Here is a 20,349-nt window from a genome sequence, read left to right as displayed (position 1 = left end):
GAACGGGGCGGGCAAGTCGACCCTGGGTTACGCCCTGGCCGGGCGGCCCGGCTACGAGGCGGCGGAGGGCTCCGTGACCTGGCGGGGCGAGGACCTGCTGGCGCTGGACCCGGCGGAGCGGGCGGCGAAGGGCGTGTTCCTGTCGTTCCAGTATCCCATCGAGATTCCCGGCGTGCCGGCCCTGACCTTCGTGCGCACGGCGGTGAACGCCCAGCGGCGCGCACGGGGCGAGGCCGAGATCTCGGCGCCGGACTTCCTGAAGAAGGTGCGCGAGGCGTCGAAGGCCCTGAAGATGGACTTCGACATGCTGAAGCGGCCCCTGAACGTGGGCTTCTCCGGCGGCGAGAAGAAGCGGATGGAGATCCTGCAGATGGCCCTGCTGGAGCCGTCACTGCTGATCCTGGACGAGACGGATTCGGGTCTGGACATCGACGCCCTGCGCATCGTCGCCGACGGGGTGAACGCCCTGCGGTCGCCGGAGCGGTCGATGCTGGTGATCACCCACTATCAGCGCCTGCTGGACTACATCAAACCGGACCAGGTGCACGTGCTCGTGGCCGGGCGCATCGTCGCCTCGGGCGGGCCCGAACTGGCCCACGAACTGGAGGCGGAAGGCTACGACAAGTTCCTTCCGGCGGCGGCGTGAGTGCGGCTGTCCTGAACCTCAATGATCCGGCCACCTTCCCGTCGCGGCGGGTGGAGGCATGGAAATACAGTGATCTGCGCCGGGTTCTGCGCGAAGCGCCTGAGCCGTCGCCGGCGGTTTCCGTCGCGCCGGGCGGGCCGTTCGCGATGCTGGGCGGCGACGAGATGACGTTCGCCAACGGGCGGGCCGTGGGGGCGGACGCCTTCGTGGCCTCGGGCGAACAGACCCTGCGGCTGCGGTTCGTGTCGGAAGCTGCCAACACCGGCCACAGCGCCGCTGCACGCATCGCGGTCAAGCCGGGCGCCAAGTTGCTCATCCTCGAAAGCCATGAGGGGTCGGGCGCCGGCTATGTGGCGCACAACCGGCTGGACATCGACATTCCGGCGGGCGCCGAGGTGACGCGGGTGGTGCTGGTCGAGGAACCGGAGGACGCCATCTCGGTGGCCGAGGCGAAGGTGGCGGTGGCGCCGGGCGGGACGTTCCGCCAGACCACCCTGCTGACCGGGGCGAAACTGCAGCGGCAGGAGACACACCTGAGCCACGGCGGGCAGGGCGCCGAGGTGCGGATGGACGGGGTCTATCTGCTGACCGGCGCGCGCCATGCGGACATGACCAGCGTGGTCAGCCATTCGGGTCTGAACGGGGTCACCTCGCAGCTGACCAAGGGCGTGGTGCGGGATCAGGCGCGGGGCGTGTTCCAGGGCAAGATCATCGTCCAGCGCGGGGCCGACGGCACCGATGCGCGCATGGGGCATCACGCCCTGATCCTGTCCGAACGGGGCGAGGTGGACGCCAAGCCGGAGCTGGAGATCTACGCCGACGACGTGCAGTGCGCCCACGGGAATACGGTGGGGGCGCTGGACGAGAGCGCCCTGTTCTACATGCAGCAGCGCGGCCTGTCGGCGGACGAGGCGCGGGCGCTGCTGGTGCAGGCGTTCCTGATCGAGGTGGTGGACCGCATCGATCACGAGGGCGCGCGGGAAAGGGTGCGGGAATGGCTGACGGATCGGTTGTGAGAGCCTTTGACGCCTATGCCGCACGGGCGCAGTTCCCGATCCTGTCGCGGACGGTGAACGGGCGGCCGCTGGTCTATCTGGATTCCGCGGCTTCGGCGCAGAAACCGCAAGCGGTGATCGACGCGATCAGCGGCGCCATGTCGGGCTCCTACGCCAATGTGCACCGGGGCCTGCACACCCTGGCCAATGAGACCACCGAGGCGTTCGAGGGCGCGCGGGCGACCGTGGCGCGGTTCCTGAACGCCGAGGCAGAGACGAACATCGTCTTCACCAAGGGCGGGACCGAGGCGATCAATCTGGTGGCGGCGGGCGTGGGCCAGTCGATCCAGCCGGGTGACGAGATCATCGTCAGCCAGATGGAGCACCACTCCAACATCGTGCCCTGGCACATGCTGCGCGAGCGGTATGGGGCAGTGCTGAAATGGGCGCCGGTGCTGGACGACGGGTCGCTGGACATGGCGGGGTTCGAGGCGCTGCTGACCCCGCGGACGAAGATTGTAGCGGTGACGCACATGTCCAATGTGCTGGGCACCATCAATCCGATCACCGAGATCACCCGGCTGGCGCACAAGGCCGGGGCGCGGGTGCTGATCGACGGGTGCCAGGGGGCGGTGCACGCCGCACCCGACGTGCAGGCCATCGGCTGCGACTGGTACGTGCTGACGGGCCACAAGCTGTATGGGCCCACGGGCATCGGGGCGCTGTACGGAACCGCCGAGGCGCTGGAGAGCCTGCCGCCGTGGCAGGGCGGCGGCGAGATGATCGAGACGGTGGAGGAAGACCGGGTCACCTATGCGAAGGCGCCGCACCGGTTCGAGGCGGGGACGCCGCCGATCCTGGAGGCCATCGGCCTGGGCGCGGCGCTGGACTGGCTGATGGGCTTCGACAAGGCCCAGGTGATCGCCCACGAACAGGCGCTGTACGCCCATGCGCGGGCGCGGCTGGACGGTGTCGACGGACTGCGGGTGCTGGGCGAGGCGGACGGGAAGGGGGCCATCCTGACCTTCACCGTTGACGGCGCCCACGCCCATGACATCGCCCAGATCATGGACAGGTACGGGGTGGCGGTGCGGGCGGGCCTGCACTGCGCCGAGCCGCTGGCCAGAAGAATGGGCGTGACGTCGAGCGCGCGCGCCTCATTCGCCCTATATAATACGAAGGAGGACGCCGACGCCTTCGTGGATGCGCTGATCAAGCGCGCGAGTTCTTTATCTGATGACCATGGACGACAAGCCGATCACCGATAACGCCACCTTCGCCGAGGCCTGGGACGCGCCGAAGACGGCCGCCCTGGACCAGGCCGAACTGGACCGCCTGACCGACGAGCTGGTCACGGCGCTGAAGACCGTGTTCGATCCGGAAATCCCGGTCGACATCTATGAGCTGGGCCTGATCTACAAGGTGGACGTGTCCGACGACCGGGACGTGGTAGTGGAGATGACCCTGACCGCGCCGGGCTGCCCGGTGGCCGGCGAGATGCCCGGCTGGGTGGAAGACGCGGTGCGGACGGTTCCGGGCATCAAGTCGGCCCGCGCCAATCTGGTGTTCGACCCGCCGTGGGACCCCTCGCGCATGAGCGACGAGGCCAAGCTGCAACTGAACATGTTCTGATGACCGAACTCCAGACCACCGCCCGTCCGCGCCGCCCGCGCCCCAAGGCCGTCACCCTGACGGACGCCGCCGCCGCGCGCGTCAAGGCGATTATGGCCAAGGCCGAGCAGCCTTATGTGGGCCTGCGCGTGGGGGTGAAGAACGGCGGCTGCGCGGGGCAGGAATACACCTTCGCCTATGCCGAGGCGGTAGAGCCGCTGGACGAGGTGGTGGAGGACAAGGGCGTCACCATCCTGATCGATCCCAAGGCGGTGCTGTTCCTGATCGGGACCGAGATCGACTACGAGACCTCGAAGCTGGCGTCGAAATTCGTCTTCCGCAATCCGAACGAGACCGACGCCTGCGGGTGCGGCGAGAGCGTCACCATCATTCCCGCGAAAGGCTAGGCAGCCGTACGCCGCGCCTCATCCGGCGTGAGAACCTGAACAGCGGGGGTGACGGGGTCGCCGGTGGCTTCGGCCACCAGCTCGGCGGTGCGGGTTTCGACGGCGGCTTCCAGCCGGGCCATGAATTCGTCCTTGCCCAGCCCCAGCGGGATGGGGTCGAGAAACTCCAGGGTCGCGGTTCCGGGGTGCTTCTCGTACGCCTCCTGCGGCCAGAACAGGCCGAGGTTTGTGGCCACGGGGACCACCGGCATCTGGAAGTCGCGGTACATGTGCCAGACGCCGGAGCGGTAACGGTACTTCTCGCCCACCTTCGCCAGATTGCCCTCGGGATAGATCAGGATCCTGCGGCCCTCGGCGTGGGCCTCGGCGGCGCGGGTGGCGAGAGCCTTGCGGGCTTCGTGACCGCCGCAGTTGTTGACCACGATGGCGCCCAGCTTGCGCAGCACCGTGCCCAGCAGCGGAAACCGCTCCAGATGGTCCCCGGTGACGAAGGCCAGGTCGTCGAACTGGTTGTAGATGGAAAAGCCGTCGCCCCAGGACTGGTGCTTGCAGGCCAGGATGAAGGCGCCGTCGGGCAGGCGATCCCTGCCGCGCACCTGGATGCGGATGCCCGCCAGGACGCGCATGGCCCAGACCATGGAGCGCACATAGCTGCGGATCACGCCCCGGACGAGGCCGCGCCCGGGCGTCAGGGCGGCGAAGGCGGCCCCCAGGGTGTGGAGGATCGACAGGGGCCAGTAGGCGAGGGCGAAGGCGAGACTGCGCATGCCGCGACCTTGGCCGTGATTCACGGCCCAGACTAGGCGGCTCTGGCCGAGCGCGGCAGTTTCGTGGCGCAGGTGACGCGGTTGCGGCCGGCGTGCTTGGACGCATAGAGCGCCTCGTCGGCGCGGCCCATCAGGGCGACGGCCGTGTCGCCGGGCAGCTTCTGGGCCAGGCCGATGGAGACGGTGACCGCGCCCAGATCGTCATTGGTGGAGCGGCGGCGCAGGCTGCGCGAGGCGATCTCCTCGCGGATCGTGTTGAGGACGGTTTCGACCATGCGGGCGGTTTCGCCGGGAAACAGCAGGGTGAATTCCTCGCCGCCGTAGCGGGCGGCCACGCGGGGGCTGCGCAGGGTCCGGCCCAGTACACTGGCCACATAGCGCAGCACCTGGTCGCCGGTCTGATGGCCCCAAGTGTCGTTGAAGCTCTTGAAGTGGTCGATGTCGAGCACCGCCAGGGTGAGGGGGGCCTTGTCGCCCGCTGCCGCGCAGGCGCGGTCCAACTCCTCGTCGAACGCCTTGCGGTTGGCCAGATTGGTCAGGGCGTCGGTCATGGCGTCGCGCCGGACCTGCTCCAGATGCTGCCGCAGCTGGGCCACTTCGCGGGTGGAGGCCTCGAGGCGCTTCTCGAGGGTGGCGTTCTCCAGGTGCACCTTGCTGGTGGCGGTGGTCAGGTCGCCGACCAGCCGCTTGATCTCTTCGGGTGCGAGCGACGTCTCCATGCTGGCGCCGGCCTCGGCGAGGGTCTGGCCGTATTCAGCCTGGGACGACTGTGCGGAGGCGATGACCTCGGCCACATTGTTGAGCTCGCGGTTCAGCATCAGGCCGGCGTCGCGGATCTCATCGCTGAGACGGCCGCGCGGCAGATATTCGGACATCAGCATCTCGCTGATGTCCTCGGTGAAGGGCGTGCCGAGCTCCATCAGCCGTTTCATCTCACGGCTCAACGGGCTTTCGGGAGTGCCGATGTAGTGGATCCAGAGCTCGAAATTGAGCGGCGTCGGCCAGACGCCGGCGGCTTCCATGGCCTCGAGCGCCTGACGCGCAAGGGAGAAGGCCTCGGGTCCGCGCAGCGTTGTTTCAACCTGTGCCGTCATACTGGTCCCGTCTCCTGCACCCGTTCAGCGCCGGAGAAACCCTAGGTTCGCCAGGTAAGGACGAGGTTAAGGACCGGCGTTATTTCAGGACGAAACCGGGACAGGGCGACGCAGGAAGGCGGGGACATCGTCGCCGAAACCGGAACCCTTGGCGGGCGCCTGGTCGTCGCTCTTGCCCTTGCGGCCGCCGCGGCGCTCGGCCTGGGTCAGCTGGGGCTCCTGAACCGCGACGGCGGCTGCGGGCGCAGCGGCCGCTGAAGCAGGAACCGGTGCGGACACGGCGGGAACGCCCGCCGCGACGGGCGCAGCTTCGCTATTGGATCCGCGGCGACTGCGGGTGCGGCGCGGCTTTTCGGTCTGTTCAGCGGGGGCGGCGGCGACAGGTTCGGGCGCGGTCGCGTCGACCGGCGCGGCGGCCGCTTCGACAGCGGGCTCCGACCGGCTGCGGCGTCCGCCCCGGCTGCGCTGGGGCTTCTCGGCCTGCTCGGTCTGCTCGGGCGCCTTGCGTTCGGTCCGCTCCGGGGCCTTGCGCTCGGCTCGCTCAGGCGTCTTGCGGCCGCCGCGCGCGGAGCCGCCCGAACCGACGCCGGACCAGTCGATGTCCAGAGTCAGCTCTTCCGGGTCCATCTTGATCAGCTTCAGCACCTTATCCAGCGACTTGTCGTCGGACGGGGTGACGATCATGAAGGTCTGACCCTTCTTGCCCGCGCGGCCGGTGCGGCCGATGCGGTGCACATAGTCGTCGGCGTGGTGCGAGACGTCGTAGTTGAAGACGTGGCTGACGTCCGGGATGTCCAGCCGCGCGCGGCAACGTCGGAGGCCACCAGCAGCTTGAGTTCGCCCGAGCGGAACGACGCCAGGGTCTTGGTGCGCAGGGACTGGTCCAGATCGCCGTGGATCGGCGCGGCGTCGAAGCCGTGCTGCTTGAGCGACTTGGCGACCACGTCCACTTCGGATTTGCGGTTGCAGAAGACGATGCCGTTCTTGACGTCCTCGCGGCCCACCAGGGCGCGCAAGGCGGTGCGCTTGGCCTTGGGGTCGCTGGAGGGGATCCGCACCAGATACTGGGCGATGGTGTCGGCGGTCATGGCCGGACGCGAGGCCTCGATCCGGGTGGGATCCTTGAGGAACTGTTGCGTCAGACGGGTGATCTCGGGCGGCATGGTGGCCGAGAAGAACAGGGTCTGGCGGCGCGGCGGCGTCAGCTTGAAGATGCGCTCGATGTCCGGGATGAAGCCCATGTCCAGCATGCGGTCGGCTTCGTCGACGACCATGATCTCGACGCCGGTCAGCAGGATCTTGCCCCGCTCGAACAGGTCCAGCAGACGGCCGGGGGTGGCGATCAGGACGTCCACACCCTTGTCCAGCAAGGCCACCTGTTCGCCCATGGAGACGCCGCCGATCAGCAGCGCCCAGTTGAGCTTGGTGCCCCTGGCGTATTTGCCGAAGCTCTCGGCCACCTGGTCCGCCAGTTCGCGGGTGGGGGCGAGAACCAGGGCGCGGGGCATGCGGGCCCGGGCGCGGCCGGAGCCGAGGCGATCCACCATCGGCAGGGTGAAGGCCGCGGTCTTGCCGGTGCCGGTCTGGGCGATGCCCAGAACGTCGCGTCCGGCGAGGGCCACGGGGATGGCCTGTTCCTGAATGGGGGTGGCGGTGGTGTAGCCGGTGTCGGCGACCGCCTGAAGGGTCGTGGGCGAAAGGCCCAGTTTGGAGAATTCGGTCATGTAACTCGTGATGGGGAGTCTTTTCAGACTCATGACGCACGGAACCGCCCCTCATTGGGCGAGCGGGCGGCGCGAATTCGCCAGACCTGTCCCGAACTGTTGGCCCGGATATAGAAATCCACAGTGAAAAGTCAAGTATTTCCGGCGAATCCCCGCCTGGGCGACGCCTGGCCACGCTGGCGATCCGGGCGCGATGAGTCTAAGTCCGGGCCCAAGAACTGTGAGGGAGAGACGCACATGAAGATCGCATTCATCGGCCTGGGCAACATGGGCGGCGGCATGGCGGCTAATCAGGCCAAGGCCGGGCGAACGGTGACGGCGTTCGACCTGTCCACCGAGGCGCTGGACCGGGCCAAGGCTGCGGGCTGCCTCGCCGCGACCTCGGTGGTGGAGGCGGTCAAGGATGCGGACGTGGTCATCACCATGCTGCCCGCCGGGCCTCATGTGATGAAGGTCTATGCCGAGCAGGTGATCGGCGCGGCGCCGACCTCGGCCCTGCTGGTCGATTGCTCCACCATCGACGTGGACACCGCCCGCAAGGTGGCGGGGCTGGCGCAGGAGGCGGGCTACGCCTTTGCGGACGCGCCGGTGTCGGGGGGCACGGCGGCGGCGGAGGCGGGGACCCTGGCCTTCATGGTCGGCTGCGACGAGGCGGTGCTGGCCCGGGTCGAGGCGGCGCTGGAGCCCATGAGCCGGATCACCATCCGCGCCGGCGACCACGGGGCGGGGCAGGCGGCCAAAATCTGCAACAACATGCTGCTGGGCATCTCCATGATCGGCACCTGCGAAGCCATCGCCCTGGCCGAGCGGCTGGGACTGGAGCCCGAGCGGTTCTTCGAGATCGCGTCCAAGTCCTCGGGGCAGTGCTGGAGCGTGACCAGCTATTATCCTTGGCCCGGCCCGGTGCCGACGGCGCCCTCCAATCGCGGCTACGAGGGCGGATTCGCCACGGCCATGATGCTGAAGGACCTGAAGCTGGCCCAGGACGCGGCGGCCAAGGCCGGGGCGTCCACGCCGCTGGGGACCCAGGCCGAGGCCATGTACGCCCTGTTCGACCGGCTGGGATACGGCGGGCGGGACTTCTCGGCCATGCTGCAGTTTCTGCGCGGGGATCTGGACAGCCTGGAGCGCGCAAAGACGCCTGAACCGATGCCCATGCTGTCGATACGGTATTGAGAACCGTTATCAATTAAGGGGTTGCGGCCTTTTGTCCGCCGGTTTTCGTGGACACGCGGTTCTGCGGGGAGCAAAACGCGAAGCAGACGATCATAATCAAAACGAGCCGTCAGCGTGTTTGACTATAAGGCCGCCTTTCAGAACGCCGTCGACCAGGTCCAGAAGGAAGGGCGCTACCGCGTCTTTGCCGACCTGAAGCGCGTGCGCGGCCAATTCCCCAAGGCGGTGCGCCGCCGCGAGGACGGATCCGAGCAGGACGTGGTGGTCTGGTGCTCCAACGACTATCTGGGCATGGGTCAGCACCCGGTGGTGCTTGAGGCCATGCAGGCGGCCATCGACGAGGCCGGGGCCGGGGCCGGGGGCACGCGCAACATTTCCGGCACCACTCGCTGGGCCGTGGACCTGGAGGCCGAGCTGGCCGACTGGCACCACAAGGAAGCGGCGCTGCTGTTCACCTCGGGCTATGTGGCCAATGAGGCGACCCTGACCACCCTGCAGCGGATCATGCCGGGGCTGATCGTCTTCTCCGACTCGCTGAACCACGCCTCCATGATCGCGGGCATCCGCAACGGCGGCTGCGAGCGGCACATCTTCGCGCATAACGATCTGGAGCATCTGGAAGCGCTGCTGCAGGCCGCGCCGGCCGATGCGCCCAAGCTGATCGCCTTCGAGAGCGTCTATTCCATGGACGGCGACATCGCCGACCTGCACGGCACCATCGCCCTGGCGCAGAAGTACGGCGCCATGACCTATCTGGACGAGGTCCACGCGGTGGGCCTGTACGGAGAGCGCGGCGCGGGCGTGGCCGAGCGCGACGGCGTGCTGGACCAGATCGACATCATCGAGTGCACCCTCGGCAAGGCCGTGGGCGTCATGGGCGGCTACATCGCGGCCGACGCCGTGATCATCGATGCGGTGCGGTCGTGGGCCGCGGGCTTCATCTTCACCACCAGCCTGCCGCCGGCCCTGACGGCGGGGGCGCTGGCCTCGGTGCGTCACCTGAAGGGCGCCGCCGACCTGCGCGCGGCCCATCAGGAGCGGGCCGAGACCCTGAAGGCGCGCTTCGCCGAGGCGGGCATCCCCGTCCTGCCCAGCGTCAGCCACATCGTGCCGGTGCACGTGGGCGATCCGGTCCACTGCAAGATGATCTCGGACATGCTGCTGGAAGACTTCGGCGTCTATGTGCAGCCGATCAACTATCCCACCGTGCCCAAGGGGACCGAGCGCCTGCGCTTCACCCCGTCGCCCAACCACGACGACGGCATGATGGACGCCCTGGTCGCGGCCATGGACAAGCTGTGGACCCACTGCAACGTCGCGCGGATGCCCAAGGCGGCGTGACCCTTGACGGGACGCGCGTGACGGGCCGACCCTGATCACTGCGAGGAGGGGCCCGTGCGACGCGATCAGTTCAGCATCGACGACATGACGCGGGCGATGCCGGGGCATGCGCCGCACAGGGCCTATGTGGGCCAGCCGCAGCGCTATGACGTGATGGGCGCGTCCCAGTTCGCCCTGCTTTTCCTGCTCGGGCTGCGCGAGACCCACCGCCTGCTGGATTTCGGCTGCGGCTCGCTGCGGCTGGGACGTCTGGCGATTCCCTATCTGGCGGCCGACCGCTATTTCGGCGTGGATCCGGAGGCCGACCTGATCGAGGCGGGCTTCGCCCATGAGATGGGCGACGACATCCGCGCGCTGAAACGGCCGCGCTTCGACCATAACGCCGAATACCGGGTCGATGTGTTCGGCGAGCGGTTTGACTTCATCATCGCCCAGTCGGTCTTTTCCCATACAGGGCCGAACGCGACACGGCGGGGGCTGAAGGCCTTCGCGGAAAGCCTCGCCCCGGGCGGGCTGGTGCTGGTCAATCTGTTGCTGGGCGACCCGGCGCCGGGCGCCGACGCGGTCGAGTGGGCCTATCCGGCCTGCGTGCCCTACCATCCGGACCAGGTGATCGCCCTGGCCGCCGAGGCAGGACTGGCCGCGCGCGCCTGTCCGTGGCCGCATCCGGGTCTGAACTGGTTCGTGATGGCCTCCAGCGAAGCGGACCTGCCGTCGTCTCTGTCGCTCGGCGCGCTGCGCGTCGCCCCGCCGTCGTGGGATTGAGGCCGATGGGGACCGGTGATCTCGGGGAAGTCATCGTCGAATTCGTGCGCAACGGCGCCTATCTGAAATGCTCGGCCATCCATGCGGCGACCGGGACCGAGGCCTCGGCGGTAGGGCCGGTGAAGGAGCGGGCGCATCTGGAGCGGATCGCCATCGGCAAGCTGCGGCGGGCCCTGGCGGGTGCGGCGGCACAACATGTTGTGGGGCGGGGGTGGAAGGCGTAAAGCATCTGGCATCTTCCCGCCCCCTGATTTCCGGAGCCGCCCGTGACCGCCCGCTTCGTCCATGACGCCTATTTCTCCCAATCCCTGCGCGAGGCCGATCCCGAGATCTTCAAGGGAATTCAGGGCGAGCTCGGCCGCCAGAAGGAGCAGATCGAGCTGATCGCCTCCGAGAACATCGTCTCGCAAGCGGTGCTGGAGGCCCAGGGCTCCGTCCTGACCAACAAGTATGCGGAAGGCTATCCGGGTCGTCGCTACTATGGCGGCTGCGAATATGTGGACATCACCGAGACCCTGGCGCGCGAGCGGGCGAAGACGCTGTTCGGCGCGGCCTTCGCCAATGTGCAGCCGCACTCGGGCGCCCAGGCCAACCAGGCGGTGTTTCAGGCCCTGCTGACGCCCGGCGACACCTTCCTCGGCATGGATCTGCCTGCGGCGGGCACCTGACCCACGGCAGCCCGGCGAACCAGTCGGGCAAGTGGTTCCGCCCGGTCACCTATATGGTGAGGAAAGACGACCATCTCATTGATTATGATAACGTCGCCGAGATGGCCGAACGGGAGAAGCCCAAGCTGATCCTGGCCGGCGCCAGCGCCTATTCCCGCCACATCGACTTCAAGAAATTCCGCGAGATCGCGGACTCGGTCGGCGCGTATCTGATGGTCGACATGGCCCACTATGCGGGCCTGATCGCGGGCGGCGCCTATCCCGATCCGCTCCCCCACGCCCATGTGGTGACCACGACGACGCACAAGACCTTGCGCGGCCCGCGCGGCGGCATGGTGCTGACCAATGACGGCGACATCGCCAAGAAGATCAATTCGGCGGTATTCCCCGGCCTGCAGGGCGGACCGCTGGAGCATGTGATCGCGGCCAAGGCCGTGGCCTTCGGCGAGGCGCTGAAGCCCGAGTTCAAGGGTTACGCGCAGCAGGTGGTCAAGAACGCCCAGGCCATGGCCGACGTGCTGGTGGAGCGGGGGCTGGCCATCGTCTCGGGCGGAACCGACAGCCACCTGATGCTGGTGGACCTGCGGCCCAAGGGCGTGACCGGCAAGGCCACCGAGCATGAGCTCGAGAAGGCGCTGATGACCTGCAACAAGAACGGCGTGCCGTTCGACGACGCGCCCTTCACCATCACTTCGGGCGTGCGGCTGGGAACACCGGCGGGCACCACGCGCGGCTTCGGCGAGGATGAGTTCAGGCAGATCGGCCACTGGATCGCCGATGTGGTCGTGTCCATGAACGGCGGCGACGAGGCGGACACGGCGGTGGCTGCGGGCGTGGCCGCGCAGGTGCGGGAGCTGACGCACAGCTTCCCCATCTATCGGTAGGGCCCGGCCATGAAGTGCCCCTTCTGCGGCAACCCGGACACCCAGGTGAAGGACAGCCGCCCGTCGGACGACGGCGCGGCCATCCGGCGCCGCCGGGCGTGCCCGGGCTGCAGCGGGCGCTTCACCACCTTTGAACGGGTGCAGTTGCGCGAACTGGTGATCGTCAAGCGCAACGGGCGCCGCACCCCGTTCGACCGCATGAAGCTGGAGCGGTCGCTGGGCATCGCCCTGCGCAAGCGCCCGGTGGACCCGGACCAGATCGAACAGCTGGTCAGCCGCATCGTGCGCCAGCTGGAGAGCCTTGGCGAAACCGAGATCCAGTCCTCGACCGTGGGCGACTTCATCATGAAGGCGCTGAAGGGCGTCGATGAGGTGGCCTATGTGCGCTACGCCTCGGTCTACAAGGATTTCCGCCACACCGGCGACTTCGCCAAATTCCTGGGCGCCGAAGGATTCAGCGACTCCGACAAGGAGCGGTGATGCGCGTCACCCTGAAACTGGCCACCTCGCTGGACGGGCGCATCGCCACCGCGACGGGGGAGTCCCGATGGATCACCGGCGAGGCCGCGCGCGAGCAGGGCCACCGCCTGAGGGCCGCTCATGACGCGGTGCTGGTGGGTGTCCAGACGGTGCTGGCCGACGATCCGCAACTGACCGTGCGCCTGCCGGGACGATCCGTGGACCAGCCGCTGCGGGTCGTGTTGGACAGCCGCCTGCGGACGCCGGCCGGCGCGAAGCTGGTGGGAGAGGGGAGTCTGATCCTGACCACCGCCGAGCCGCATGCGGTGGGCGGTGCGCTGGTCGAGCAGGTTGATGCGGATGGCGATGGACGCCCGGCCGTGGATGCGGTGCTGAAGGCCCTCAAGCGGCACGGCGTCGGCTCGGTCCTGATCGAGGGCGGCGGACAGGTGGCGGCGTCCTTTATCGCGGCGGATGCGGTGGATGCGCTGGAGTGGTTCCGGGCGCCGATCCTGCTGGGCGGGGAAGGGCGGCCGTGCGTGGCGGCGCTGGCCATGGCGCAGCTTTCCGACGCGCCGCGGTTCCGGCGCCTTGCGGTCGAGCCCCTGGGCCCCGACCTGTGGGAACGTTACGAGCGGACCTGATAGAATGTTCACTGGAATCGTCACCGACATCGGCCGCGTCAGGAGCGTCCGCCAGACCGAGCGCGACCGGCGCTTCGAGATCGCCACGGCGTGGAATCCGTCAACCATTGATATGGGAGCGTCGATCAGTCACTCCGGCGTCTGCCTGACGGTGGTGGAGCGGGGCGACGACTGGTTCGCGGTCGAGGTGTCGGGCGAGACCCTGTCGAAGACCACCCTGGGCGCCTGGACCGAAGGGACCGGCGTCAATCTGGAGCGCGCGGCCCGCCTGGGCGACGAGATGGGCGGCCATATCGTCTCGGGCCACGTGGACGGGGTGGGGCGCGTGGTCTCCATCACGCCCGAGGGCGGATCGCACCGCGTGGTGGTGGAGGCGCCGGCGCCGCTGCATCGCTACATCGCCGAGAAGGGCTCGATCACGGTCGACGGCGTGTCCTTGACCGTCAACGCCGTGGACGGACGAACCTTCGACCTGAACATCATTCCCCATACCTGGGAGGCGACGACCCTGGGGACGCTGTCGCCGGATTCCGCCGTTAATCTGGAAATCGACATGCTGGCGCGCTACTTGGCCCGCTGGCAGGAGACAGCGTGATGCACCCGGCGGCCAATGTGAACGACAGCCCCATCAGTCCCATCGAGGACATCCTCGAGGACGCCCGTAACGGGCGGCCCTACATCCTGGTGGACGCCGAGGACCGGGAGAACGAGGGCGATGTCATCATTCCGGCCCAGTTCGCCACGCCGGACCAGATCAATTTCATGGCCAAGCACGCGCGCGGGCTGATCTGCCTGGCCATCACGGCGGACCGGGCGCGCAGCCTGCGCCTGCCCCCCATGTCGGCCGAGAACCGCGAGAGCATGGGCACCGCCTTCACCGTGTCGATCGAGGCGAAGGAAGGCGTGACCACCGGCATCAGCGCGGCGGACCGCGCCCGCACGGTGCAGGTGGCGGTGGACCCGAACCGGGGCCCTGACGATCTGGTCTCGCCGGGGCATGTGTTTCCGCTGGTGGCGCGGGACGGCGGGGTGCTGGTGCGCACCGGTCATACGGAAGCGGCGGTGGACATCAGCCGCATGGCCGGCCTGACGCCCGCCGGGGTGATCTGCGAGATCATGAACGACGACGGCACCATGGCCCGCATGCCGGACCTGGTCGCCTTCGCCCAGCTGCACGGACTGAAGATCGGCACCATCGCCGACCTGATCGCCTATCGCCGCCGCACGGAGCGGTTCGTGGAGCGGGTGCTGGAGCGGCCGTTCGAGAGCGTGCACGGCGGGCCGTTCCGCCTGATGCTGTACCGCAACGCCATCGAGGGCGTGGAGCATGTGGCGCTGGTTCACGGCCGGATCGATCCGGCCAAGCCGACCCTGGTGCGGATGCATCAGGTGGACTTCGCCGCCGACCTGCTGGGCCATGTGGAGGCGCGCCAGAACTATGTGCCCAGCGCCCTGAAGGCCATCAGCGAGCCCCAGCGCTACGGCGCGGCCGCAGGGGTGACCGTGTTCCTGCGGGACCCCGAGCTGAAGGGGCTTGCGGAACGCCTGAGCGACGGCGACAAGCCCGGCGCGAGCGACCGGGCCCTGAAGGCCTATGGCGTGGGCGCCCAGATCCTGCTGGACCTGGGCGTGCGCGACATGATCGTGATGAGTTCGACCCGGCCCAATCCCACGGCCATTGAGGGTTACGGCCTGCGCATCGCGGGCTGGCGTGACATGGATGGAGAACCCCAGTCTTGACCGATCCCCTGCGCATCCTGATCGTCGAGGGACGGTTCTATGACGACCTGTCCGACGCGCTGCTTGACGGGGCCAAGGAAGCCCTGCGGGCGCGCGGCGCCACCTTCGATGTGGCCACGGTGCCCGGGGCGCTGGAGGTGCCGCTCGGCATCGCCCAGGCCGAGGAGATGGGCCGCAGCCCGCTGGGCGTGCGCTATGACGGCTATGTGGCCCTGGGCGTGGTCATTCGCGGCGAGACCTATCATTTCGAGATCGTGTCGGATCAGTCAGCCGCGGGCATCATGCAGTTGGGCCTGAAGGGCCTGGCCGTCGGCAATGGCATCCTGACGGTGGAGGACGAGGACCAGGCCTGGACCCGCGCCCGCTTCACCGAGGGGGACAAGGGCGGCGGCGCGGCGCGCGCCTGCCTTGAGCTGATCGACCTGCGCCGTCGTCTGAGGGAGGGCCGGCTGTGAGCGAAGCCAACAGCCTGAAATCCGTCATGGCCCATCTGGCCGAGGCCGAGAAGCAGCGGGCCGAGCCCGGTCTGACCTCGCGCCAGCGCCGGGCCCGCACCGTGGCGCGTCTGGCCGCCGTTCAGGCCCTGTACCAGATGGAGCTGGGCGGGCAGGGCGTGGACACGGTGGTGGACGAGTTCCTCAACCACCGCTTTGACGCCGATATGGACGGGGAGCACCTGGCCGAGGCGGACGAGGCATGGTTCGCCGAGATCGTGCGCGGGGTGGTGGCGGGACAGAAGGCCATCGACACGGCCGTGGTGACGCGTCTGGCCTCCGGCTGGCGGATCGAGCGGCTGGACGCCACCCTGCGAGCCTGCTGCGCGCCGGGGTGTGGGAGCTGCGCGAGAAGCCCGAGGTGCCGCGCGAGATCGTCATCGACGAATATGTGGAGCTGGCCAAGGCGTTCTTCGACGCGGCCGAGGCCAAGTTCGTGAACGCCGCCCTGGATGGCGTCGCCCGCGATGCCCGGGGTTGATGCGGCCGACGAGTTCGAGACCATCGAGCGGCTGTTCCGGCCTCTGGCGCATCCGGAATGGGGCCGCGGCCTGATCGATGACGTGGCGGCGCTGCCGTCGCGGCCCGGATACGACCTGATCCTGACCAAGGACGCCATGGTCGAGGGCGTGCATTTCCTGCCGGACGATCCGCTCGATACCGTGGCCAGGAAGCTGCTGCGGGTGAACCTGTCGGATCTGGCGGCCAAGGGGGCCGAGCCGTTCGGCTATCTGCTGGCCTGTTTCTGGCCCGAGGCGTCGGGCTGGCTTGAGCGGGAGGCCTTCGCGGCGGGTCTCGCCGAGGATCAGGTGAAGTTCGGCGTTCACCTGCTGGGCGGCGACACGGTGGTGACGCCGGGCCCGGCCAGCTTCAGTCTGACCGCTCTGGGCTGGGTTCCCCATGGCCGGGCCGTGGCGCGCGCAGGCGCGCAGCCGGGCGACCTGATCGTGGTCACGGGCATGATCGGCGACGGTATTCTGGGGCTGAAGGCGGCCCGCGGGGAACTGGGGCTTGAGGACGAACGGGTCGCGGCCCTGACCGCTCACTACCGGACGCCGGAACCGCGGGTTGATTTCGCCCTGGCTGTGCGCGAGCACGCGGCTGCAGCGCTGGACGTGTCGGACGGCCTCATCGCCGACATGGGCCATATGGCCAGTGCGAGCGGCGTGGGCATCCTGATCGATCTGGAGAAGCTGCCACTTTCGCGCGCCGCCACCGCGTGGTTCGAGACCCGGGTCGACCCGGTAGCCGCCCTGACGGAGCTGGCCACGGGCGGCGACGACTATGAGATCGTCATGGCCGTGCCGCCCGCCGCCGTCGAGGGGCTGAAGCGGGCGGCTGACGCCAGCCATCTGCGTCTGACGGTGCTGGGTGCGGCAACCCAGGGCGAAGGGGTGACGGTGCGGCATGGCGGGGAGGTCGTGCCGGTGAAGACGACAGGCTGGCGGCACGGCTGAAACGGTTTCCTAACGCCGCTCGGCTAGATGGCCTGAATGCGCCGCCGTGACCTGATCGCCGCCGGAACCGTGCTCGCCGTCTCCGCGACGGCGGCGGCCGCCGCGCCGTCCAGTGATGCGCCTCCCGCCGCCGCCACCCTGAACCTGGTTCCGCTGGGCCTGCCCGTCGTCAGCGACGGGCGCCTGCGGAACTATGTGTTCGTGAACCTGCGTCTGCATCTGGCGAGCGGACAGACTGCCGAGGCCGTCCGGCCGCACGATCCTTCATCCGCGACGCCCTGGTCAAAGCCGCTCACCGGGTGGACTTCTCGGCCGCCGGAGACTGGACTCTTCTGAACGAGCGGGTGCTGATCGCCGCGACCATGGCCGCCGCGCGGGTGGTGGCCGGAGACGGCGTCATCGCCTCGGTCGAGGTGGTCAATCAGGCGCCCCGCCGCCGCACGGGGATGCGCTCCAACTAAACGCTGTTGCGCGAGTCGGCGGGCTTTGGCACTTTCCGGCCGCAATTCCCGCGTGGCCGCAGCCAGCGGCCGGTGCGCACGGGGGGACCGGAAGGCGGACAAGTCCGGAAAGGACGCCGCGCCAAGGGTCCGCGCGCAGAAATGCATAAAGGGTTGAAACGCTTATGACGTCCTATCTGTGGCTGGTCATAGCGGCAGGCGCGCTGGGGGTGCTTTACGGCGCCATCCAGACCGCCTCGCTGCTCAAGGCCGACGCCGGCAACGACAAGATGCGCGAGATCGCCGCGGCGATCCAGGAAGGGGCCTCGGCCTATCTGAAGCGCCAGTACACCACCATCGGCATCGTCGGGATCGTGATCCTGGTCGCGGCCTATTTCCTGATCGGCCCGTATGCGGCCATCGGCTTCCTGATCGGCGCGGTGCTGTCGGGCGCGGCCGGATACGCCGGGATGCTGATCTCGGTGCGGGCCAACGTCCGCACGGCCCAGGCAGCCTCCAAGAGCCTGGCAGGCGGCCTGGACCTGGCCTTCCGCTCGGGCGCGGTGACCGGCCTGTTCGTGGCCGGCGGCGCCCTGATCGGCGTGGCGGGCTACTACGCCTTCCTGACCGAGGGCATGGGTCTGGACCGCGTCGGCCGCGAGGTCATCGACGGCCTGGTGGCCCTGGGCTTCGGCGCCTCGCTGATCTCCATCTTCGCGCGACTGGGCGGCGGCATCTTCACCAAGGGCGCCGACGTGGGCGGCGACATGGTGGGCAAGGTCGAGGCCGGCATTCCGGAGGATGACCCCCGCAACGCCGCCACCATCGCCGACAACGTGGGCGACAACGTCGGCGACTGCGCCGGCATGGCGGCGGACCTGTTCGAAACCTATGCGGTGACCACCGTGGCGACGATGGTGCTGGCCGCCATCTTCTTCCGCGAGTCGCCGCTGGTTGAGGCCATGATGCTGCTGCCGCTGGCCATCGGGGGCGTGTGCATCATCACCTCGATCATCGGCACCTTCTTCGTGCGCCTGGGCAAGTCGAACAACATCATGGGGGCCCTGTACAAGGGCCTGATCGCCACCGGCGTGCTGTCGGTCGCGGCCCTGTGGTTCGTGGTCGATCAGCTGGTCAGTGAGCCGGTGGTCACCTCGAACGGCCTGACCATCGAGGCCATGAGCCTGTTCTGGTCCGGCGTGGTCGGCCTGGCGGTGACCGCCGCCATCGTCGTCATCACTGAATACTACACCGGCACCACCTATCGCCCGGTGAAGTCGGTGGCCAAGGCGTCCACCTCGGGTCACGGCACCAATGTGATCCAGGGTCTGGCGGTCTCGCTGGAGTCCACCGCGCTTCCGGCCCTGACCATCATCATCGGCATCATCGCCACCTATCAGATGGCCGGACTGTTCGGCATCGCCATCGCCACAACCACCATGCTGGGCGTGGCGGGCATGATCGTGGCCCTGGACGCCTTCGGACCGGTGACGGACAACGCCGGCGGCATCGCCGAGATGGCGGGCCTGCCCGCCGACGTGCGGACCTCCACCGACGCCCTGGACGCGGTGGGCAACACCACCAAGGCCGTCACCAAGGGTTACGCCATCGGTTCGGCGGGTCTGGGCGCCTGGTGCTGTTCGCGGCCTACACCGAGGACCTGAAGTACTTCTCGGCCAATCCGGCGGATTATCCGTTCTTCGCCGACATGGGGCCGGTCGCCTTTGACCTGTCCAACCCCTACGTGGTGGTGGGCCTGCTGTTCGGGGGGCTGCTGCCCTTCCTGTTCGGCGGCATGTCCATGATGGCGGTGGGCCGCGCGGCCGAGGCCGTTGTAACCGAGGTGCGCCGCCAGTTCCGCGAGAACCCGGGCATCATGACCTATCAGGTCAAGCCGGAGTATGGCCGGGCCGTGGACATCCTGACCAAGGCGGCGATCAAGGAGATGATCGTGCCGTCGCTGCTGCCGGTGCTGTCGCCGATCGTGCTGTTCGTCGCCATCATGCTGATCCAGCCGGACAAGGCCAACGCCTTCGCCGCGGTGGGCGCCATGCTGATGGGGGTGATCGTGACCGGCCTGTTCGTGGCCATCTCGATGACCTCGGGCGGCGGCGCCTGGGACAACGCCAAGAAGCTGATCGAGGAGGGCTACACCGACGCGAACGGAGTCCTTCACGGCAAGGGGTCGGAGGCTCACAAGGCCGCCGTCACCGGCGACACGGTGGGCGATCCATACAAGGACACCGCTGGTCCGGCGGTGAACCCGATGATCAAGATCACCAACATCGTGGCGCTTCTGCTGCTGGCGGTGCTGGCGAGCGGAAACATCGGCTGATGATCGTGACCCGGGCGGTTCGCGCTGCCCGGGAAGCGCCCAGAAAGAAAGCCCCGGAGCGAAGGCTCCGGGGCTTGTTTCTTTTCGGCTCCGAAAAATCAGTCCGGGCGGCGGCGGCCGGGATCGTCGTCCTCGGTGCGGGGCAGCTGACCGCGGCCCACATTGCCCAGCAGTTGTTCGATCACGCTGAGCTCGCGGCCCCGGGTCGGCGTCTCGCGGCTGTTCATGGCGATCTCTCGGCCATCCTCGAGGCCAATGAGGCGCACACCCTGAACCTGGTCGCTTCCGTCGGCGAAGGTGATCTCGGTGATGCTGCGGCCCGCCACCTGGGTGGCGTTATAGGTGTACCGCTCGGTGGTCTGGCTGATGTAGTACCAGACGCTCTCGCTTTCGAAGGTGGATCGGGTCGATGGCGAGCCCAGCTTGGCCAGGACGGTTTCGCGGGTGTCCACGCCCGCCTCGATCTCGTTGGGCGCGATGTCGATCATCTGGAAGCCGTGACGACCGACCTGGGGCGCGCAGGCCATGAGGCCGGCGGCGAGCGCCGCCACGGTCAGGACGGGAATGAATCGGGACATGGAAACGGACCTCGAATGGATCGACGGCTTTGACCTAGCGGTCCCGGAGCATTAGTTCAACGCCGAGACCTGACAAGGGGCCAACAGTTGCTGCGGAATTTGTTTAAATCCAGGCCGTCCCGGC

General features: G+C 68.4%; 19 protein-coding genes and 4 pseudogenes. 19 read left to right on the top strand and 4 right to left on the bottom strand.

The genetic code is table 11. The features are described 5' to 3' along the window. From sufC to MBEBAB_RS07780, 5 genes are all read left to right on the top strand, one after another. A partial coding sequence (sufC, locus tag MBEBAB_RS07800; protein WP_045319038.1) for a Fe-S cluster assembly ATPase SufC occupies positions 1-646 on the top strand: 646 nt, incomplete at its 5' end. Beyond that, the gene (gene sufD, locus MBEBAB_RS07795; RefSeq protein WP_021697414.1) at positions 643-1,662 is read left to right on the top strand and encodes a Fe-S cluster assembly protein SufD; all 1,020 of its coding nucleotides are present in this window, start codon (positions 643-645) and stop codon (positions 1,660-1,662) included. The genes sufC and sufD, both read left to right, overlap by 4 nt. Continuing rightward, the gene (locus MBEBAB_RS07790; RefSeq protein ID WP_021697413.1) at positions 1,641-2,909 is read left to right on the top strand and encodes an aminotransferase class V-fold PLP-dependent enzyme; all 1,269 of its coding nucleotides are present in this window, start codon (positions 1,641-1,643) and stop codon (positions 2,907-2,909) included. The genes sufD and MBEBAB_RS07790 overlap by 22 nt, the downstream gene beginning before the upstream one ends. Then, a complete protein-coding gene (locus MBEBAB_RS07785; protein ID WP_021697412.1) occupies positions 2,884-3,273 on the top strand; it encodes an SUF system Fe-S cluster assembly protein in 390 nt (129 codons plus the stop codon). The genes MBEBAB_RS07790 and MBEBAB_RS07785 overlap by 26 nt, the downstream gene beginning before the upstream one ends. Continuing rightward, positions 3,273-3,659 (top strand): HesB/IscA family protein, encoded by a 387-nt coding sequence (locus tag MBEBAB_RS07780; protein ID WP_021697411.1) that lies wholly within the window; start codon positions 3,273-3,275, stop codon positions 3,657-3,659. Before MBEBAB_RS07785 ends, MBEBAB_RS07780 begins: the two co-directional genes overlap by 1 nt. Here MBEBAB_RS07780 and MBEBAB_RS07775 read toward each other — a convergent pair. From MBEBAB_RS07775 to MBEBAB_RS07765, 3 genes and pseudogenes are all read right to left on the bottom strand, one after another. Beyond that, a complete protein-coding gene (locus MBEBAB_RS07775; protein WP_021697410.1) occupies positions 3,656-4,426 on the bottom strand; it encodes a lysophospholipid acyltransferase family protein in 771 nt (256 codons plus the stop codon). The two genes, MBEBAB_RS07780 and MBEBAB_RS07775, sit on opposite strands and share 4 nt — an antisense overlap. A 32-nt stretch (positions 4,427-4,458) precedes the next feature. Then, positions 4,459-5,520, bottom strand: coding sequence for a GGDEF domain-containing protein (locus tag MBEBAB_RS07770; protein ID WP_021697409.1), 1,062 nt, complete (start codon positions 5,518-5,520; stop codon positions 4,459-4,461). Between the two features lie 84 nt (positions 5,521-5,604). After that, positions 5,605-7,244: pseudogene (locus tag MBEBAB_RS07765) on the bottom strand (DEAD/DEAH box helicase). Positions 7,245-7,481: 237 nt separating this feature from the next. Between MBEBAB_RS07765 and mmsB the strand changes: the two are divergent. From mmsB to MBEBAB_RS07695, 14 genes and pseudogenes are all read left to right on the top strand, one after another. Then, entirely contained in the window at positions 7,482-8,420 is a 939-nt protein-coding gene (mmsB, locus tag MBEBAB_RS07760) for a 3-hydroxyisobutyrate dehydrogenase (RefSeq protein WP_021697407.1), read from the top strand. 114 nt (positions 8,421-8,534) lie between these two features. Further along, positions 8,535-9,761 carry a 5-aminolevulinate synthase gene (hemA, locus tag MBEBAB_RS07755; RefSeq protein WP_021697406.1) on the top strand — a complete coding sequence of 409 codons (1,227 nt, stop codon included), beginning with the start codon at positions 8,535-8,537 and terminating at the stop codon, positions 9,759-9,761. Between the two features lie 54 nt (positions 9,762-9,815). After that, the gene (locus MBEBAB_RS15100; RefSeq protein WP_021697405.1) at positions 9,816-10,526 is read left to right on the top strand and encodes a class I SAM-dependent methyltransferase; all 711 of its coding nucleotides are present in this window, start codon (positions 9,816-9,818) and stop codon (positions 10,524-10,526) included. A gap of 5 nt (positions 10,527-10,531) precedes the next feature. Continuing rightward, complete coding sequence (locus tag MBEBAB_RS07745) at positions 10,532-10,750, top strand: DUF6898 family protein (RefSeq protein ID WP_021697404.1); 219 nt, start codon at positions 10,532-10,534, stop codon at positions 10,748-10,750. 84 nt (positions 10,751-10,834) lie between these two features. Continuing rightward, positions 10,835-12,078, top strand: a pseudogene (gene glyA / locus MBEBAB_RS07740) (serine hydroxymethyltransferase). Between the two features lie 9 nt (positions 12,079-12,087). After that, a complete protein-coding gene (gene nrdR / locus MBEBAB_RS07735; protein WP_021697402.1) occupies positions 12,088-12,558 on the top strand; it encodes a transcriptional regulator NrdR in 471 nt (156 codons plus the stop codon). Next, complete coding sequence (locus tag MBEBAB_RS07730; protein WP_021697401.1) at positions 12,558-13,181, top strand: RibD family protein; 624 nt, start codon at positions 12,558-12,560, stop codon at positions 13,179-13,181. Before nrdR ends, MBEBAB_RS07730 begins: the two co-directional genes overlap by 1 nt. A 4-nt stretch (positions 13,182-13,185) precedes the next feature. Continuing rightward, on the top strand, positions 13,186-13,776 hold the full coding sequence (locus MBEBAB_RS07725; protein WP_021697400.1) for a riboflavin synthase: 591 nt from the start codon (positions 13,186-13,188) through the stop codon (positions 13,774-13,776). Continuing rightward, positions 13,776-14,921, top strand: a complete 1,146-nt coding sequence (ribB, locus tag MBEBAB_RS07720; protein ID WP_021697399.1) for a 3,4-dihydroxy-2-butanone-4-phosphate synthase — start codon at positions 13,776-13,778, stop codon at positions 14,919-14,921. Before MBEBAB_RS07725 ends, ribB begins: the two co-directional genes overlap by 1 nt. Next, positions 14,918-15,376: a 6,7-dimethyl-8-ribityllumazine synthase gene (ribH, locus tag MBEBAB_RS07715; protein ID WP_021697398.1), complete on the top strand. Its 459-nt coding sequence runs from the start codon at positions 14,918-14,920 to the stop codon at positions 15,374-15,376. The genes ribB and ribH overlap by 4 nt, the downstream gene beginning before the upstream one ends. Before the next feature lie 26 nt (positions 15,377-15,402). After that, positions 15,403-15,896, top strand: a pseudogene (gene nusB, locus MBEBAB_RS07710) (transcription antitermination factor NusB). Beyond that, positions 15,883-16,872, top strand: a complete 990-nt coding sequence (gene thiL / locus MBEBAB_RS07705; protein ID WP_021697396.1) for a thiamine-phosphate kinase — start codon at positions 15,883-15,885, stop codon at positions 16,870-16,872. Before nusB ends, thiL begins: the two are co-directional and overlap by 14 nt. A gap of 36 nt (positions 16,873-16,908) precedes the next feature. After that, the gene (locus MBEBAB_RS07700; RefSeq protein WP_021697395.1) at positions 16,909-17,208 is read left to right on the top strand and encodes a hypothetical protein; all 300 of its coding nucleotides are present in this window, start codon (positions 16,909-16,911) and stop codon (positions 17,206-17,208) included. Positions 17,209-17,497: 289 nt separating this feature from the next. Next, positions 17,498-19,647, top strand: a pseudogene (locus MBEBAB_RS07695) (sodium-translocating pyrophosphatase). Between the two features lie 98 nt (positions 19,648-19,745). On the opposite strand, the gene MBEBAB_RS07690 reads toward MBEBAB_RS07695, so the two are convergent. Then, on the bottom strand, positions 19,746-20,225 hold the full coding sequence (locus tag MBEBAB_RS07690; RefSeq protein ID WP_021697391.1) for an outer membrane protein assembly factor BamE: 480 nt from the start codon (positions 20,223-20,225) through the stop codon (positions 19,746-19,748). Positions 20,226-20,349: the final 124 nt, after the last annotated feature.

Source organism: Brevundimonas abyssalis TAR-001 (genome assembly GCF_000466985.1).
Classification (GTDB): Bacteria; Pseudomonadota; Alphaproteobacteria; order Caulobacterales; family Caulobacteraceae; genus Brevundimonas; species Brevundimonas abyssalis.
The sequence above is the reverse complement of the archived record's forward strand: the minus strand, read 5'-3'. Positions and strand labels throughout refer to the sequence as shown.

Coding starts and splice junctions, on each gene's coding strand:
- MBEBAB_RS07700 (WP_021697395.1), top strand. CDS start 16,909: ATGCGCCGCCGTGACCTGATCGCCGCCGGAACCGTGCTCGCCGTCTCC.
- MBEBAB_RS07775 (WP_021697410.1), bottom strand. CDS start 4,426: ATGCGCAGTCTCGCCTTCGCCCTCGCCTACTGGCCCCTGTCGATCCTC.
- MBEBAB_RS07770 (WP_021697409.1), bottom strand. CDS start 5,520: ATGACGGCACAGGTTGAAACAACGCTGCGCGGACCCGAGGCCTTCTCC.
- MBEBAB_RS07730 (WP_021697401.1), top strand. CDS start 12,558: ATGCGCGTCACCCTGAAACTGGCCACCTCGCTGGACGGGCGCATCGCC.
- MBEBAB_RS07745 (WP_021697404.1), top strand. CDS start 10,532: ATGGGGACCGGTGATCTCGGGGAAGTCATCGTCGAATTCGTGCGCAAC.
- MBEBAB_RS07790 (WP_021697413.1), top strand. CDS start 1,641: ATGGCTGACGGATCGGTTGTGAGAGCCTTTGACGCCTATGCCGCACGG.
- MBEBAB_RS07780 (WP_021697411.1), top strand. CDS start 3,273: ATGACCGAACTCCAGACCACCGCCCGTCCGCGCCGCCCGCGCCCCAAG.
- MBEBAB_RS07725 (WP_021697400.1), top strand. CDS start 13,186: ATGTTCACTGGAATCGTCACCGACATCGGCCGCGTCAGGAGCGTCCGC.
- MBEBAB_RS07785 (WP_021697412.1), top strand. CDS start 2,884: ATGGACGACAAGCCGATCACCGATAACGCCACCTTCGCCGAGGCCTGG.
- nrdR (WP_021697402.1), top strand. CDS start 12,088: ATGAAGTGCCCCTTCTGCGGCAACCCGGACACCCAGGTGAAGGACAGC.
- mmsB (WP_021697407.1), top strand. CDS start 7,482: ATGAAGATCGCATTCATCGGCCTGGGCAACATGGGCGGCGGCATGGCG.
- MBEBAB_RS07690 (WP_021697391.1), bottom strand. CDS start 20,225: ATGTCCCGATTCATTCCCGTCCTGACCGTGGCGGCGCTCGCCGCCGGC.
- ribB (WP_021697399.1), top strand. CDS start 13,776: ATGCACCCGGCGGCCAATGTGAACGACAGCCCCATCAGTCCCATCGAG.
- thiL (WP_021697396.1), top strand. CDS start 15,883: ATGCCCGGGGTTGATGCGGCCGACGAGTTCGAGACCATCGAGCGGCTG.